Consider the following 14,774-nt stretch of genomic DNA (forward strand, 5'->3'; position numbering starts at 1 on the left):
GTATTTAGATTATCGATGGGGTGAAACCATGAAAATTGTAGGAATAGCCGGAAGCATGAATGCCAATTCTACGACAAAACAAGCGATTCATATTGTTCTTGAAGCCGCAAAGGCTGCAGGTGCCGATGTTGAAATGATTCATCTGGCGGACTGGAAGCTGCCGCTGTACGATGATCGTGACGATACCAGTACGTACCCTGAAATTGTCCATCGATTTGTCAAAGCTGTTTCTGAAGCAGATGGACTTGTGATCGGTTCGCCTGAATACCATGGCACAATGACAGGTGCTTTGAAAAACGCCATTGACTTCCTGGAAGGGCGCATTTTGCGTGACAAGCAGGTTGCCATCATTGGTGTAGCTGGTGGCAGCATGGGTGCTACGAACACGGTCAACACCTTGCAGTTAATCATGCGCAATCTACATGCATGGCCGTTGCCATCTAGTCCTTCCATCCCAAGTGCTTACAATGCCTTTACACCAGAAGGCAAGCTCAAGGATGAGCGATTGCAGGCGCGCATGGAGCAGTTGGGTCAACAACTCGTACAATATGTCCAAATGATGAATCCATCAACAGAAAAACAGCTGCGATAGGCACTTTTCTCTTGCAAATGCTTCTCATTACGCGGTATCATATTTCTACGTGCCTTTTTTGGCAAGATGAAATAACGGTTTGGAAATGAGGGGTTCACAATGCCGCCGACGCCGAGTATGGAAGACTATTTGGAACGCATTTACAACTTAATTGAAGAAAAGGGCTATGCTCGTGTCTCCGATATTGCTGAAGCGTTGGAAGTACATCCCTCTTCGGTCACGAAAATGGTTCAGAAACTAGACAAAGACAAGTATCTCGTTTATGAAAAATACCGTGGGCTTGTCTTGACGCCAAAAGGGAAGAAAATCGGGAAACGCCTTGTGGACCGTCACACTCTTCTAGAAGAATTTATGCGGATCATTGGCTTAGATGAAGAGCATATTTATCAGGATGTGGAAGGAATCGAGCATCACCTGAGCTGGGAATCGATTACATGTCTGGAGTATCTGGTTCAGTACTTCGAGGCAGATCCAAAGCGTATAGAAGAGCTTCGTAACATTCGATTGTTAGATGAGCAAAAAGAGGAATAGTCTATATCGTTATCGTATTATAGCGCAAGCCGATCAGGCTTGCGTTTTTTTCTTTGTGGTAACGGAAGAGCTGTCGTCTTATACATGGAAAATGGGGGGGAATTTTAGGGAGGGGAACACAAGGTGAAAGCAGATGCAGTCTTTGAAGGTGGCGGCGTAAAAGGAATCGCTTTTATCGGTGCCTTGCGAGTCATGGAGGAGAATGGATACACATGGGAAAGACTCGCAGGTACCTCGGCAGGCTCCATTGTTGCAGCTTTGCTCGGCGCAGGCTACTCCAGCCATGAGTTGAAACCGATCTTTGAAGAGCTGGATTACCTTCACTTTCTCAAACGCTCAGGGCTGGTTAGGCTCCCTCTCATCGGACCAATCTATGAACTAGTCGTGCGGGAAGGGATTTATCGAGCAGATCGAATCGAGTTGTTCATAGAGGAGTTGTTATTACGAAAAGGGGTACGAACATTCGGAGATCTTCCTCCCGGTAAGCTGAAGGTTGTCGCATCTGACGTCACAAACGGAAAAATGCTTATCCTTCCCGATGATTTGGCACGGTATGGTGTAGAACCCGATCATTTTCCTGTGGCACGAGCTGTTCGTATGTCTTCCTCCATTCCGTTCTTTTTTCAGCCTGCAAAGCTGACAAGTGCTGGACATGTGCATTACATCGTCGATGGCGCATTATTGAGCAACTACCCCGTTTGGTTGTTTGATGTACCGGGGACTCCGCGGTGGCCGACGATTGGTTTTCGCCTGACTGATGATCAAGACAAGAGAGAAGCGACTAGAATCAAAGGTCTTTTTTCCTTCTCCAGGGGATTGCTGGCGACTATGCTCGATGCTCATGACCGCCTGTATGTGGAAAAGGCAAAAGCCGTTCGGACGATTTTCATCCATACATTAGGGGTGAGAACCACTCAATTTCAGCTGTCAAAAGAAATCAGGCAACAATTGTTTGAGTCAGGGGAGGCAGCGGCTCACAAATTTTTGGCACAATGGGATTTTGAAGATTACGTCAAAGTGTTTCGCAATCATTCACCGAAAATACTGGTCTAACAAAAAAAACAGGTCGCCGATTCAGGCAACCTGTTTTTTATTAGTGGGAGATATTATTTTGCGATTTCTGGTCTTGTTTCTCTTTTTGCTTCCCTTTGCTGCCTTCGATTACACGAAACGGATGATCTTTTCGCGAGGGAGTCGACTGCTTTTTCACTGCTTGCCGAGCGATGGAGGGCTTTTGCTTCACCTTGACCTTTGGTTGTCTAGGTTTGCCTGCTCCTGCGCCTTGTGAAAAGAAGGAGCCGGTTTGTAAATAGTTGCGCACGACCAAGAATAGGACAACGGACAATCCCAAGATGACAATCGTACTGATAGGATCATTGAAGAGGGTGACCAAAAATCCGTAAATCGCCAATACAATCACGATCAGAATCACTGGTGGAATGCGGCGTAACATAGGGCTTCACCTCTATGGGAATAAAAATGCCTCACGTTATCCGGTCGTAACCATTCTTTCCTGCACGTGCTTCTGATCAAGCTCCCGCATCTTTTGGAAGGAAGCGATGGCTACCTCGACTTGGCTGTCATCTGGTTCACGAGTTGTGATCTTTTGCAACCACAATCCTGGATAACCAAGGTAACGTAGGACGGGTACATCACGGAGCTTGTTTGTCCACTGCAAAACCTCATAAGAGACGCCGATTACCAGTGGCAAAAGAACAATGCGTTGTACGACCCTCTCCGTCAGGGAGTCATAACTGAACAGGGAGTAAATTACTACACCGACGAACACTGAAAAAATGAGAAAACTGCTCCCGCAACGATAATGCAGAGCGGAAAATCTTTGTACATTGGCTACTGTTAATTCTACCCCGGATTCGAATGCGTTAATCACTTTATGCTCGGCTCCATGGTATTGAAAAAGCCTTTTAATCAACGGAGTTTGTGCAATCGCAGTAATGTAGCCGAGGAGGAGCAAAATTTTAAATCCGCCTTCAGCCAACGTTTGAGGAACGCCATCCGGTACCCATTTTCCGAGTAAAAAGTCTGCCAGGAAAACGGGAACGAGTGTAAATACGAATTTCCCGAACAGGAAGGAAAGTACCCCGACAACAGCAACACCTAAAATCATGGTGAGCTTCGATGGACTTTCAGAAGCTTCTTCTCCAGACTCCATACTGTATTGTTCAGAGGCGAAGTTGAGATGTTTGGCCCCATTGGCGCTGGCTTCGACCAAACCAACAATCCCACGCAAAAACGGAATCTTTTTTAGCGTAGTAATCCATTTATATTCGGACCTTGGGGATTCAAAATACTCAATTTCATGATTTTTTTTGCGAACAGCTGTAACGGTTGTGGTTTTGCCACCGAACATAACACCTTCGATGACGGCCTGACCGCCGTAGCTAGGTACGTTTTGTTGCGCCAATTCAATCACCATCCTTACCACTATATTAACGGAAATGGCGACTTGAAGCTACAAGGAGTTCGTATTTTTCCAACAAATGTAAAGCGGAAGTGAAAAGCTTAGAGGAAGAGCATACTAGAGAACAGAGGTGATGGAAATGGAAATAAGCAAGACAGGACGAAGGCACAAGCCAGCACGCATATCCCATACAGAAGAAGGCAGGCAAGGGAGTAAAAGAGTCTCCTTCTCGAAGATTTTGGAGGTGGCATTCTGGGGAACGATTATTTGGGGGCTCGTTCGATTGATGGCGCACTTTTTGCACATGACCCCGTACGGAGTCGGAGCATTTGCACGTCCCTTTATCGGTATCGAGGACGAAAATACGTTTGCGAGCGTGTGCCTTGGTGGTATCGTGCTGTTCGTTGAAGCAGTCGTTGCTTCATTTGTGTTCAGCTTGCTATTTAGCCGGATCCGTGCGTGGTGGTTGGGGCTTGTCTACGGGGCGGTCATGTTAGGGATAGCGGGTTTCTTCTTTCATATCGGACATTGGGAGGTTGCCACCTTAAGTACGGAAGGCGCTTGGTATTTGACGTTTGGCTTGTTCATTGGGATGACAATCATGCTCGAGCAATCAGACGAGAATCATGCATGGAATGAGTACACAAGGTAGGAGGATTTCTCCGTTCCTTGTCAAAATGGATGTAACAATGTTCGAAATGTTGCTTTGGCGAATGACTGCTTTGGATTCAGAGCGGCTTGTGGTAAAATGTTTCATTAATAAAAAAACTTTTATAGGGAGAGGGATGGTCGATGACTTCCGTCTTGTTATTGAACGGGCCCAACCTGAATTTATTGGGGACAAGGGAGCCGGATGTTTACGGAAGGGAAACGCTGGAGGATGTGGTGACAATCCTGACGGGTGTCATGGATGAGTTGGGCGGAAAGCTTGAGCATCTTCAATCGAATCACGAAGGTGCCCTCATCGACGCGATTCATCAAGCGAGAGGTGTCCATGACGGCATCCTGATCAATCCAGGCGCATTCACCCATTACAGCTATGCGATCCGAGACGCTTTGGCTAGTGTGGCTCTTCCGACGATTGAAGTACATATTTCCAATATTCACGCACGGGAACCATTTCGCCATCACTCAGTCCTCGCACCTATTACGATTGGGCAAGTTGTCGGGTTGGGGATCGATGGGTATGAATGGGCATTAAGAGCGCTCGTCCGTAAAGTCGAAAAAAAATAAAAGCTTTCAAAAAGGGGAAAAGGCTGCCATGAAACAACGTCTGCATAAATTGCGCGAGGCACTTACACAAGTTGGAGCAGAGGCGTTTATTACCGAAAAAACAGAGAATCGCTTCTACTTGAGCGGTTTCACCGGATCAACGGGATGGGTAATTGTCACGGAAACAGAAGCGTTCCTCGTCACTGATTTCCGCTATGTGGAACAAGCGCAAGAACAGGCACCTGAATTTACAGTGGTCAATAACGAGAGAAAAGCTGTGGAAGCGATGGCAAAGCTCTTGCAAGAAAAAGGGATCAAGCGCTTGGCATTCGAGAGCAGCGTGTCCTTTAGCACGTATCAAGAATGGAACAAAGGATTCGACGGAGTAGAGCTGGTGCCAACAAGCGGTCTGCTTGAAAAAATTCGCATGTTTAAAGACGAATCCGAGATGGTTATCATTCGTGAAGCGGTTCGTATCGCGGAAGCAGCATTTACGCATATTCAAGGCTACATCAAGCCAGGTGTGCGTGAAGCCGATGTTGCCTTGGAATTGGAATACTTCATGCGCAAGCAAGGTGCGACAGGCTCAGCTTTTGATATCATCGTGGCGTCAGGTGTGCGCGGCGCTCTGCCACATGGACGTGCGTCCGAGAAAGTGATTCAGGCAGGGGAAATGGTTACACTCGACTTTGGTGCTGCTTATCAGGGCTATCATTCCGATATCACACGCACATTGTCTGTGGGAGAGCCAGACCCGAAAATGCGTGAAATCTACGATATCGTTCTGCGTGCACAGCTGGCCGGTTTAGAAGCACTGAAGCCAGGTGTATCCGCAAAAGACGCTGACGCAGCAACGAGAGATCTCATCACAGCAGCAGGCTATGGGGATGCCTATGGACATAGCGCAGGTCATGGTCTCGGATTGGAAGTTCACGAACTGCCAGGGCTGTCGACTGTAAGCACCTTCGTATTGGAGCCAGGTATGCTCGTAACGATGGAGCCAGGCATTTATGTATCAGGACTTGGTGGCGTTCGGATCGAAGACGATGTGTGGATTACAGATGATGGCCATGAGAACCTGAACAAGTCTACGAAAGAGTTGCTCATTTTGCCTGTGTAATTTATACTTATTCTGTTATTGATTGATTTGGGAGGACTACCATGATCTCTGTAAACGATTTTCGTACCGGTTTGACAATCGAAGTGGATGGCAATATTTTTACCGTGCTAGAATTCCAACACGTAAAACCAGGTAAAGGTGCGGCATTCGTTCGCTCCAAACTGCGCAATCTGCGTAGCGGCAACACGACAGAAATGACCTTCCGCGGCGGTGAAAAAGTTAACCCTGCCCGCATCGAATCCAGCACGATGCAATACCTGTATGCGAGCGGAGACGAGTACACTTTCATGAATACGGAAACATATGAGCAAATGACGTTCACTCGCAACCAAATCGAGCGTGAACTGCGTTTCCTCAAGGAAAACATGAACGTGCAAATCATGCAGTACAACGGAGAAACAATCGGTATTCAATTGCCGAATACGGTTGAACTCGTTGTAACTGAATGTGAGCCAGGTGTAAAAGGTGACACTGCTTCTAACGTAACAAAGAAAGCAACCTTGGAAACTGGTTTCGTAGTAAACGTTCCTCTCTTCGTAGAAGAAGGAGAGCGTCTGATCATCGATACTCGTACGGAAGCATACGTTTCCCGCGCGTAAAAGTACGGATTGCAAGAAAAAGCTGTGCCCAAAAGGGTGCAGCTTTTTTTATTTGCTTCGCTATCGATGCATGATTGTAAAAATTATGCAATTGAACTACATTTAGTAGTACAGAGAAATAGTGAGGTGGAGGGGTTGGCTTTGAGAACGGAACAAGAAATGATGAACTTGCTGATTGATTTCGCTAGGAAAGATGATCGAATCCGTTTGGTAACTATAGAAGGATCACGCACGAACAAAAATATACCCGCTGATCCTTTCCAAGATTATGATATTTCGTATTTTGTGACAGAGATGGCTTCTTTCAAGGAAAATGATCAATGGCTCGATGCTTTTGGGAATCGGATCATGATGCAAAAACCGGAGGACATGGAACTTTTTCCGTCCGAGTTAGGGAATTGGTTTTCCTATCTCATGCTATTGGAGGATGGAAATAAAGTGGACCTGACGCTGATCCCGATAGACGAGACAGAGCAGTATTTTGTAGATAGCGACGGTCTGGTTGAGGTTTTGCTGGATAAAGACAAGCTTGTCAAACACGAGGTGCTCCCTTCCGATCGCCAATATTGGACCCGGAAGCCAAGTGCCAGAGAGTTTGACGACTGTTGTAACGAATTTTGGATGGTCTCTACTTATGTTGTCAAAGGTTTGGCGAGAAAAGAAATTCTGTTTGCGATTGACCATCTCAACGAAATTGCCCGACCAAATTTGCTCCGCATGATGGCATGGCAAATCGGATGCGAGAAAGGATTTACCTTTAGTGTCGGGAAAAACTACAAATTTATCGATCACTATCTTCCAAAAGAAGATTGGGAAGCGCTACTATCCAGCTTTAACGAAAACGGCTACCCGCAGATGTGGGAATCGTTATTCACTTGCTACGAGCTATTTCGAAAGTACTCCAAAGCGGTGGCAGAAAGTCTCGAATATTCGTATCCAGATTACGATAAAGCCATTACCAAATACGCGGAACATATATACCATTCATGGAAGTGATGGATGGAACTCAACCGCCTTTTATCAAGGGCGGTTTTCTTATGTTTTGTAGACGCTCGACCAACAAAGCTGACGAGAAGAAAAAGCACAGAGCTCGTAGACCTTGACAACGCCAACCCAGTCGGAACTTAAAAAAGGGGACCAAACTTGTCGAACACTTCTTCTTCGAGAAACATCCGCCCGTAGGATGGCTTTGGCTCTTCGGTCCCCTTTTTTAAGTGTAGACGGCCAGTGAATCCCCCTTGCTGGCGTGTCAGAGTCGAAGAGCACTGTGCTTTTTCTTCTCCTCCACCATGTTGACTCAAACTTTTTTTAAAAAATTGCACTCATTTGTGGAAAGAAAATCCAAAATAATCCGTTAATCCATATGAACCTGCCAAAACGAACGCTGCGCAGCGAACTTTTTTAAAACGGGAGGACTTCCTTTGCAGGATGATTGGTTGCTCATACAACAGGTACAAAAAGGGAATCGCGATGCCTACGCGTACCTGGTCGACAAGTACAAAGAACGGTTATACAGCTATCTTTATCGAATGACGGGACAGCAGCAGGATGCTCAAGACCTGACACAAGAGGCTTTCATCAAAGCGTACTGTCAACTCGATAAATATAAGCCGACAGATGCTTTTTTGGCCTGGCTGTATCGGATTGCGTCCAACTTGTGTATAGACGCGTGGCGCAAGAACAAGCACTACGCCAAAACACCTTTGGAAGAGACAAGACTGATTGAATCCGATACACCTGAAAAAGCTTATTTGGAAAAAGAAAAGCAAGATACCTTACAGCAGCAAATCATGGCGTTGGGAGAAGAATACCGCGTTGTGTTTTTGCTGAAATACCTGGAACAGATGAGCTACAAAGAGATTAGCCAAATCTTGCATGTTCCGGTTACAACTGTACAAATGCGTATCCATCACGCCAAGAAAAAGCTCCGGGCTAGTATCGCGCAAGAAATGTCAGGAGGTGCTGCTATCTATGAATTGCTCCAAAACTGAAGAGTTGCGCAGGTATTTGACTGGTGAGCTATCTGCAGGTGAAGCTAGACTGCTGGAACGACATGTCGAAGAGTGCCTGCTCTGCCAGAGGCTGATGATGGAGGAAGAGGATAGCGACGAGGAGTTCCCGAGTCTGCACGTTCCAAGCGCTTTGCCCACAGATTTTACTTCCCAGGTAATGACGGCGTTAGAGCAAGTGCAATTGCCAAAACCAAAACCAAACTGGAAAAAAAGGAGTGTAAACATTTTGAAGAAAACAGCGTTAGCTGTGGCGAGTGTCACAGCAATCATTACGTTTGGGTCCATGGTGTCTCCGACTTTTGCGAGCTACGTAAACAGTGTCATACAATCCATACAAGGTATCGACCAAGGAATGAAGCAGGCAGCTGAGAAGGGTTATGTCCAGGAGATCAATAAAAAGGTAACGGATCAAGGAATTACACTGGTTGTAAAAGAAGTAGTTGCGGATCCAGTGCGGATGGCGATCATTGCAAATATCGTGGATCAAAATGGCAAGCGTATCCCGTTTGATGAGGAAAAAGACGGATTGTCCCTTACTTACAAAACCAAGGCAGGTGAAGACCTGAATCCTGGGGGAGGGGGCTATACCTACGGTGAGGAAGGAGAGTATCTTGTCGTCAGCCATGATATTTTCCGATTCCTGAAAGATAGCAAAACATTGCCGGATGAGATCATCGTCGGTGTCGAAGCAACGATTCTGGGTGGGAAAGAAGGGAACTGGAAGGTTGAATTTCCCATTGATATGAAAAAGACGAGGGAAGTAGCAAACCATACAGAGATCGGGCAAACGTACACGACCCCGCAAGGAATAAAAATCAATTTACAAAACATCATGACGGTTCCGAGTACCAGTTTGCTAGAGTTGGAAACAGTCTGGACAAAAGAAAGAGAAGAACAAATCCAAAAATGGAAAGAACAAAATGGCTGGATTGTAAAAGAACCAAAAACAGGTGTGTTTACAGAAGCCCAGAGGATGGAGAGGTATTTCATCGACATGGGCATAGCGTTCCAAATATACGATGAAAAAGGAAATGTAGTAGCAGGTTGGGACGATGCCTTGCATGAAGAGCTTAACCAAATTCGAAAGAACAACGTAAATCATTCGTACCGAGGAAAAGTGCATAATGACGGGAAAGGAGTTACGAAATGGAATGGGATAACTCCACTGGCAAAGGATCAGACGTACAAATTAAAAATGCACTCCCTGTACCTGTATGAGCCATCGAAATTTCAGGCATCCATCCCGGTGGATACCTTGTTAAAGGATAAGGTGGCCGTGACGAACAGTGACAGTACTTATACCTTAACGGGCTTTACCTTAAAAACAACGGAGGACGAAGAAAAAATCGGGGATGAGACCTATTTTGGAAAAGGTGCTCTGATTTCGTTCTCGGCCATTCTTCCAGAAGGGATCGTCTACACGACTGAATGGTCGGCACTGGATGAGTCCAAACAAACATACAAGGTATCTCTTAACGGAACAACATATACAAGAGGCAAGGATGGAAGAGTGCATGTTGCAGGCACATTCTTCATCCGCGACCTTGAAAAACAGCCGAAAGAATTAAAGCTGTCTCACGCTATTCAACAACGCCAATACCAAGACCTCAACTGGGAAGTTCCGTTTGAGACCACAAGTAACACGAAGTAAACGGATAGAACTCGACCGCCTTTGCAAAGGGCGGTTTTTTTATGCCGAAAAATATTTTAGAAAAAATGTAATTTCGTGGAAAGAAAAAACAAAAAGAACCGTTAATCCATATAAACCACCAGATTGAAAAAAGGAGTGTAAACATTTTGAAGAAAACAACGTTAGCAGTAGCCAGTGTTACAGCAATCCTTACGCTTGGGTCCGTGGTGTCTCCGACATTGGCGAGCGATGTAGGAAGTGTCATCCAGTCGATTAAAGGTGTGGACCAAGGAATGAAGCAGGCTGCCGAGAAAGGACATGTTCAGGAAATCAATAATAGTGAGACAGACCAAGGCATTACCCTATTCGTAAAAGAAGTGGCTATAGATCCGGTACGGGTAGCGATTATTGCAAAACTCGTGGATCAAAATGGCAAGCGTATCCATATTGATAAGGAAAAAGACGAGTTTTCCATTACTTATAAAACCAAATTTGGAATCGACTATATAGTTGGGGGAGGCGGCTTTTCTTTCGTAGAAGAGGGAGAGTTTCTCGTCATTAAACATGATATCTTCCCATTCCTGATAGACAAAGAGACACAGCCAGATGAAATGATCGCCAGCATCAAGGGAACCATATTAGGTGGAAAAGAAGGAAACTGGAAAGTTGAGTTTCCCGTCGATATGAAAAAGGCAAGGGCAGTCACCAATTATACCGAGATCGGACAAAAATACACGACACATGGAATTGAGATCGCTCTGCAAAACATGATGACGGTGCCTAGCACAAGCTTGATGCAATTTGATACATACTGGACAAAAGAAAGAGAAGAGCAAATCCAAAAATGGAAAGAGCAAAACAGCTGGATTGTAGAATCGAAGCAACCAGAAGAATTTACAGAAGAATACACAGTAGAAGAAATCGTGGATCGTTATTTTACTGACATTGGATTGGCCTATCAAATCATGGATGAAAAAGGTAATGTGGTAGTTGGATGGGACGATGCCGTGCATGAAGAGCTTAACCAAATTCGAAAAAACAACGTTGAGATATGGCGCAAAAATAAAGTGCATGTAGATCGTAAGGGAGAGACGAATTGGAGTGGGTTAACTCCCTTAGCAAAAGGCGAGTCTTACAAATTGAAAATGCATTCCCTGTACCTGTATGAGCCATCGAAGTTTCAGGCAACCATCCCGATTGGTACCCTGTTAAAGGATAAGGTGACCGTGACGAACAGTGACAGTACCTATACCTTAACGGGCTTTACCTTAAAAACAACGGAGGGAGAAGAAAAAATCGGAAATGAGACCTATTTTGGAAAAGGTGCACTGATTTCGTTCTCGGCTATACTGCCAGAAGGGATCGTCAATACGACTGAATGGTCGGCACAGGATGAGTCCAAACAAAAGTACGATGTCTCCCTCAAAGAAAAGTCTACGAGAGGCAAGGATGGACGCGTGCATGTTACAGGAACATTCTTCATCCGCGACCTTATAAAACAGCCGAAGGAATTAAAGCTGTCTCATTTGCTTCAACAACGCCAATATCAAAACCTCAACTGGGAAGTTCCGTTTAAGAGCTAAAACAACATAGACAAATCCCCCTCCTGGATGTAAAAGAGGGGGATTTCGTTTTTATCTGCTTCCAAACCATTCCCACAGCTTCAACACAAACGCTGTAATACCAGCAGCCATCAAAGGCCCGACGGGAATACCCCGAAAAAACACAATGCCAATAATCGATCCAATCACTAGACCGACGATCATATGTGGCTCCGAGCGTAGCAAATCAAGTCCTTTTCCATTCATCCAGGTGGCAATGGCCCCACCAGCCAGTGCGGTTAAGCCGACAACCGTAGTGAAAAGAGGCGTGACGTCTTTCCATGATATTTTTTCGCTGGCGAATGGAACCAGTACGGAAATGGTCAAAAAGAGCAGCCCGAGCTCCAATCCGCGCCGTTCTACTGTTGGGAAAAAACGCTCCAGTGCCGTTAGCTTCAACACCAACAATATACTTGCGGCAGTCGCAATAATTGGTGAGCGCCCAATAAGACCGATAACGATTAGGATGACCAGCATTACTTCTCCAGACATCATTGGCATCAAAACCCCTGTCCCTGTTCTCTTTTCACATTATGAGACAAGGTGTGGGAGTATGCGTTTCTCCTTGATGTAGGGAACGATTTGATACTGATCCACTTGAGCACAGTACCGTATGTCGCTTGCGAGATGGTGCTGGATGAGCCTTTTTCCTGTTGTCGTGTGGGGTAACAGCTCGCTCAGTTTTTCCGCGTAATAAAGGTAGCTCGCCTTTAGCACTTCACCCAGATCACAGATTTGGATGCTCGGTAACGATTGTTGTGCCTGTGCAATCATCAAGCCGGCAGCCAGACCGTCTTCCAGAGCGAATTCCGATCGGGTACCTGCACAGTACAGAGTTATGTCGAGATGATACGAAAGAGCGTGCCGCATGCATGCAGTGGCATTCAAGAAGCAGCCAATCAAGAGAGCAGTGGCACGTTCTGCTTTTTGGATCGCGCGAGTCCCGTTCGTCGTAGTGAGAATAAGCTGGCTCCCCGTTTTCCCCAAACCTGCGATTTCGGTTGGTGAGTTATTGCAGTCGAATTCGGGGATTTTCCTGCAGTGGCGTTCCCCGGCCAAAATACAGTCGCTCGTGCGTAGGGAGTTCGCTTGCCCAATGGTTTCGACCGGGATGACGCTGCGAAATCCATTCCCTAATGCGGTGACAATCGTACTGGAGGCACGAAGCACATCGATGACGATGACTACATGATTGCTGATCTGTTCAAAACGAATTTCTTCCACGGTCGGCACCACTTCTATTCGCACGGAAAACAACTCCCTCTATCCATGATTAGGGCTGTATCGCCGCGCAATCCGCGTCGTAGCGTCTCCAAAGAGAATACATCCGTATACGCAATATTTCCGAGGTTCACGTCACTGCCAATGGCCTTGATGAAGCAGACCTGTTGATCCTTTTGTGGTGCTTCCCAGATCAGACGGGAGGCCTTTTCTTTAGCGGCCGCAACAATGTCTAAAATGAAGGAATCGTCAATCTTGCCATCCCCGTCACACACGCCGACGGTACCACTTTCCCTCGCTTCCACAATCACGTGACTAGCACCATTGTGCAGGTCGAAGCTAAGCGTCTCCAGCAATTCCTCTCGACAAGTGCGATAGTCGGCAGCTTTTTTTCCGACCTCTGTGTAGACCACCAGATCGTTGTCTAACGCGTAATTGATGGCTTCCTGTCGCTGTGCAAAAGATAAAGGGAACGTTCCATCGGATATTTCCACCGCAGAAAAACCGAGAGAGCGAATCAGCTTCATATAATCTTCGATTGTATTGTGGCGAATGGCGACTTCAAAAAAAGTTCCTCCTGGCATGATGTGTACACCATATTGTTTTGCGAGGGTCAGTTTTTGGTTGAGTATTTCGAGGGGGTACAGAGCAAGAGTGCCAAAACCGAGTTTGTATAGATCGATATAGGGAGCAGCCAGCGCTAACAAGTCGGTATATGCAGTAAGTCCAAGCCCTTTGTCAATCACCATGGTTAAGCCCTTCACACGGGGCTTTTCTCGTATTTGCCCGGACGGGTTTGCCCAGCTATCAGGTAAAAACGATTGATCACACTCTACCATCGGCAAGTTCCTCATTTCTTCTAGGCGTATGGTTCAGTGTATGCCCAGTGAAGGGGAGGAGTGAGGGCAAAAGCCTATAGAGATGATTCAAAAAGTGCTGAAATGACGTGGTACAGGCATAGAGTGAAAGGAGGGGAGGACGAGACGGTATGTTGGAAAAAGCGATTATGGGTATGGCAGCACTTAGGGTCTTTTCGGGCAGTATCGAGATCATTGCAGCTTTGCTCATTTTAAAAGTGAACCAGGTCGAAAAAGCTCTGCTCATTAATTCAGGGCTTGCGATTGTTGGGCCAATTATCTTGATCACCACTACGACAATCGGTTTGTTAGGCATGTCGGATCGGGTTAGCTTCGCCAAAATAGCTTGGATTCTGGTGGGGATCTCGTGCATCTTGATTGGCGTCCGTAAATGATTACCCATTTCCTTCCATTTGTAAATGACATCACGATGGGGAACGATAAGTGGGAGAGATTGGATGGGAGGGAATGTGGATGCAAGAATCATTGGCGAATCGAATCGCATACTTGCAAGGGTTGGCAGATGGATTGGAAGTGGGGGAGAAGAGCCCCGAAGGAAAAATTATGGTAGAGATGATTGAGCTTCTAAATGAGGTGCAGGGTCAGCTACGAGAGCTTCACGCGCGAGTGGAAGAGACGGAGGATTATGTGGAGGCCTTGGATGAAGACTTAGAGGACATTGAGCTCTACCTTTTTGAAGATGATGATGACTTGTATGAAACCGTTGTTGATTGTGAGGATGATGACGACGAGTATGCGACTTTCTACGATTTGGATGATGATGAAGACGCACAACAATACGAAGCACAAGTAGATCCCCATCTCGATACGACTTACGAGTTTGCATGTCCAAGCTGCCAGAAAGAAATCTATCTGCACGAAGGCAAAGATGAGGAAGGTTTCAGACACTATGTAATAGAGCCGGTGGACAACAAGAAAACGAATAATCGGTGATTCCAATAGGAAAAGCTTGCACT

The 14,774-nt window shown here is 46.0% G+C and carries 18 protein-coding genes; 13 read left to right on the top strand and 5 right to left on the bottom strand.

Annotated elements, in window-relative coordinates; translation table 11 throughout:
• The first annotated feature begins 28 nt into the window (after positions 1 to 28).
• The 3 genes from HPY31_RS01155 (at position 29) to HPY31_RS01165 (ending at position 2,176) form a co-directional block, all read left to right on the top strand.
• Positions 29 to 592, top strand: coding sequence for an NADPH-dependent FMN reductase (locus HPY31_RS01155; protein WP_172137792.1), 564 nt, complete (start codon positions 29 to 31; stop codon positions 590 to 592).
• 99 nt (positions 593 to 691) lie between these two features.
• Positions 692 to 1,123, top strand: a complete 432-nt coding sequence (mntR, locus tag HPY31_RS01160) for a transcriptional regulator MntR (RefSeq protein WP_016739887.1) — start codon at positions 692 to 694, stop codon at positions 1,121 to 1,123.
• A gap of 123 nt (positions 1,124 to 1,246) precedes the next feature.
• Complete coding sequence (locus HPY31_RS01165; RefSeq protein WP_012686005.1) at positions 1,247 to 2,176, top strand: patatin-like phospholipase family protein; 930 nt, start codon at positions 1,247 to 1,249, stop codon at positions 2,174 to 2,176.
• Positions 2,177 to 2,216: 40 nt separating this feature from the next.
• Here HPY31_RS01165 and HPY31_RS01170 read toward each other — a convergent pair whose 3' ends face one another.
• Positions 2,217 to 2,576 carry an ABC transporter C family protein gene (locus HPY31_RS01170; protein WP_016739889.1) on the bottom strand — a complete coding sequence of 120 codons (360 nt, stop codon included), beginning with the start codon at positions 2,574 to 2,576 and terminating at the stop codon, positions 2,217 to 2,219.
• 36 nt (positions 2,577 to 2,612) lie between these two features.
• Positions 2,613 to 3,560, bottom strand: coding sequence for a DUF1385 domain-containing protein (locus tag HPY31_RS01175; RefSeq protein ID WP_016739890.1), 948 nt, complete (start codon positions 3,558 to 3,560; stop codon positions 2,613 to 2,615).
• A 124-nt stretch (positions 3,561 to 3,684) separates the two neighbouring features.
• Between HPY31_RS01175 and HPY31_RS01180 the strand changes: the two genes are divergently transcribed.
• The 8 genes from HPY31_RS01180 (at position 3,685) to HPY31_RS01215 (ending at position 11,701) form a co-directional block, all read left to right on the top strand.
• Complete coding sequence (locus HPY31_RS01180; protein WP_253901639.1) at positions 3,685 to 4,197, top strand: YqhR family membrane protein; 513 nt, start codon at positions 3,685 to 3,687, stop codon at positions 4,195 to 4,197.
• 140 nt (positions 4,198 to 4,337) lie between these two features.
• Positions 4,338 to 4,778 carry a type II 3-dehydroquinate dehydratase gene (gene aroQ, locus HPY31_RS01185; RefSeq protein ID WP_172137794.1) on the top strand — a complete coding sequence of 147 codons (441 nt, stop codon included), beginning with the start codon at positions 4,338 to 4,340 and terminating at the stop codon, positions 4,776 to 4,778.
• Positions 4,779 to 4,806: 28 nt separating this feature from the next.
• Entirely contained in the window at positions 4,807 to 5,877 is a 1,071-nt protein-coding gene (locus tag HPY31_RS01190; protein ID WP_172137796.1) for a M24 family metallopeptidase, read from the top strand.
• A gap of 41 nt (positions 5,878 to 5,918) precedes the next feature.
• Positions 5,919 to 6,476, top strand: coding sequence for an elongation factor P (efp, locus tag HPY31_RS01195; protein WP_012686011.1), 558 nt, complete (start codon positions 5,919 to 5,921; stop codon positions 6,474 to 6,476).
• Positions 6,477 to 6,617: 141 nt separating this feature from the next.
• Positions 6,618 to 7,472, top strand: coding sequence for an aminoglycoside 6-adenylyltransferase (gene ant(6), locus HPY31_RS01200; RefSeq protein WP_172137798.1), 855 nt, complete (start codon positions 6,618 to 6,620; stop codon positions 7,470 to 7,472).
• 425 nt (positions 7,473 to 7,897) lie between these two features.
• The gene (locus HPY31_RS01205) at positions 7,898 to 8,467 is read left to right on the top strand and encodes an RNA polymerase sigma factor (protein WP_172137800.1); all 570 of its coding nucleotides are present in this window, start codon (positions 7,898 to 7,900) and stop codon (positions 8,465 to 8,467) included.
• Complete coding sequence (locus HPY31_RS01210) at positions 8,448 to 10,139, top strand: DUF4179 domain-containing protein (protein WP_172137802.1); 1,692 nt, start codon at positions 8,448 to 8,450, stop codon at positions 10,137 to 10,139. The genes HPY31_RS01205 and HPY31_RS01210 overlap by 20 nt, the downstream gene beginning before the upstream one ends.
• A 146-nt stretch (positions 10,140 to 10,285) precedes the next feature.
• On the top strand, positions 10,286 to 11,701 hold the full coding sequence (locus HPY31_RS01215; protein ID WP_216675396.1) for a DUF4179 domain-containing protein: 1,416 nt from the start codon (positions 10,286 to 10,288) through the stop codon (positions 11,699 to 11,701).
• 51 nt (positions 11,702 to 11,752) lie between these two features.
• Here the strand turns inward: HPY31_RS01215 and HPY31_RS01220 are convergent, their stop codons facing one another.
• From HPY31_RS01220 to comA, 3 genes are read right to left on the bottom strand one after another with little or no spacing between them, the layout of a single operon-like run.
• Complete coding sequence (locus HPY31_RS01220; protein WP_012686015.1) at positions 11,753 to 12,214, bottom strand: DUF441 domain-containing protein; 462 nt, start codon at positions 12,212 to 12,214, stop codon at positions 11,753 to 11,755.
• A gap of 36 nt (positions 12,215 to 12,250) precedes the next feature.
• A complete protein-coding gene (locus tag HPY31_RS01225) occupies positions 12,251 to 12,967 on the bottom strand; it encodes a 2-phosphosulfolactate phosphatase (RefSeq protein ID WP_172137804.1) in 717 nt (238 codons plus the stop codon).
• Positions 12,958 to 13,779 carry a phosphosulfolactate synthase gene (gene comA, locus HPY31_RS01230; protein WP_172137806.1) on the bottom strand — a complete coding sequence of 274 codons (822 nt, stop codon included), beginning with the start codon at positions 13,777 to 13,779 and terminating at the stop codon, positions 12,958 to 12,960. Before comA ends, HPY31_RS01225 begins: the two co-directional genes overlap by 10 nt.
• Positions 13,780 to 13,928: 149 nt before the next feature.
• Here comA and HPY31_RS01235 point away from each other — a divergent pair, with 149 nt between their 5' ends.
• Complete coding sequence (locus HPY31_RS01235) at positions 13,929 to 14,192, top strand: YqhV family protein (protein WP_007725730.1); 264 nt, start codon at positions 13,929 to 13,931, stop codon at positions 14,190 to 14,192.
• Positions 14,193 to 14,271: 79 nt separating this feature from the next.
• Complete coding sequence (locus tag HPY31_RS01240; RefSeq protein WP_172137808.1) at positions 14,272 to 14,751, top strand: CD1247 N-terminal domain-containing protein; 480 nt, start codon at positions 14,272 to 14,274, stop codon at positions 14,749 to 14,751.
• The last annotated feature ends 23 nt before the right edge of the window (positions 14,752 to 14,774 follow it).

This window comes from Brevibacillus sp. HB1.3 (assembly GCF_013186635.1).
Classification (GTDB): Bacteria; Bacillota; Bacilli; order Brevibacillales; family Brevibacillaceae; genus Brevibacillus; species Brevibacillus brevis_D.

What these genes read in the sequence shown, in the direction of transcription:
- aroQ (WP_172137794.1), top strand. Translation starts at nt 4,338, where the DNA reads ATGACTTCCGTCTTGTTATTGAACGGGCCCAACCTGAATTTATTGGGG.
- HPY31_RS01220 (WP_012686015.1), bottom strand. Translation starts at nt 12,214, where the DNA reads ATGATGTCTGGAGAAGTAATGCTGGTCATCCTAATCGTTATCGGTCTT.
- HPY31_RS01180 (WP_253901639.1), top strand. Translation starts at nt 3,685, where the DNA reads ATGGAAATAAGCAAGACAGGACGAAGGCACAAGCCAGCACGCATATCC.
- efp (WP_012686011.1), top strand. Translation starts at nt 5,919, where the DNA reads ATGATCTCTGTAAACGATTTTCGTACCGGTTTGACAATCGAAGTGGAT.
- HPY31_RS01210 (WP_172137802.1), top strand. Translation starts at nt 8,448, where the DNA reads ATGAATTGCTCCAAAACTGAAGAGTTGCGCAGGTATTTGACTGGTGAG.
- mntR (WP_016739887.1), top strand. Translation starts at nt 692, where the DNA reads ATGCCGCCGACGCCGAGTATGGAAGACTATTTGGAACGCATTTACAAC.
- HPY31_RS01155 (WP_172137792.1), top strand. Translation starts at nt 29, where the DNA reads ATGAAAATTGTAGGAATAGCCGGAAGCATGAATGCCAATTCTACGACA.
- comA (WP_172137806.1), bottom strand. Translation starts at nt 13,779, where the DNA reads ATGGTAGAGTGTGATCAATCGTTTTTACCTGATAGCTGGGCAAACCCG.
- HPY31_RS01235 (WP_007725730.1), top strand. Translation starts at nt 13,929, where the DNA reads ATGTTGGAAAAAGCGATTATGGGTATGGCAGCACTTAGGGTCTTTTCG.
- HPY31_RS01190 (WP_172137796.1), top strand. Translation starts at nt 4,807, where the DNA reads ATGAAACAACGTCTGCATAAATTGCGCGAGGCACTTACACAAGTTGGA.
- HPY31_RS01175 (WP_016739890.1), bottom strand. Translation starts at nt 3,560, where the DNA reads ATGGTGATTGAATTGGCGCAACAAAACGTACCTAGCTACGGCGGTCAG.
- HPY31_RS01170 (WP_016739889.1), bottom strand. Translation starts at nt 2,576, where the DNA reads ATGTTACGCCGCATTCCACCAGTGATTCTGATCGTGATTGTATTGGCG.
- HPY31_RS01240 (WP_172137808.1), top strand. Translation starts at nt 14,272, where the DNA reads ATGCAAGAATCATTGGCGAATCGAATCGCATACTTGCAAGGGTTGGCA.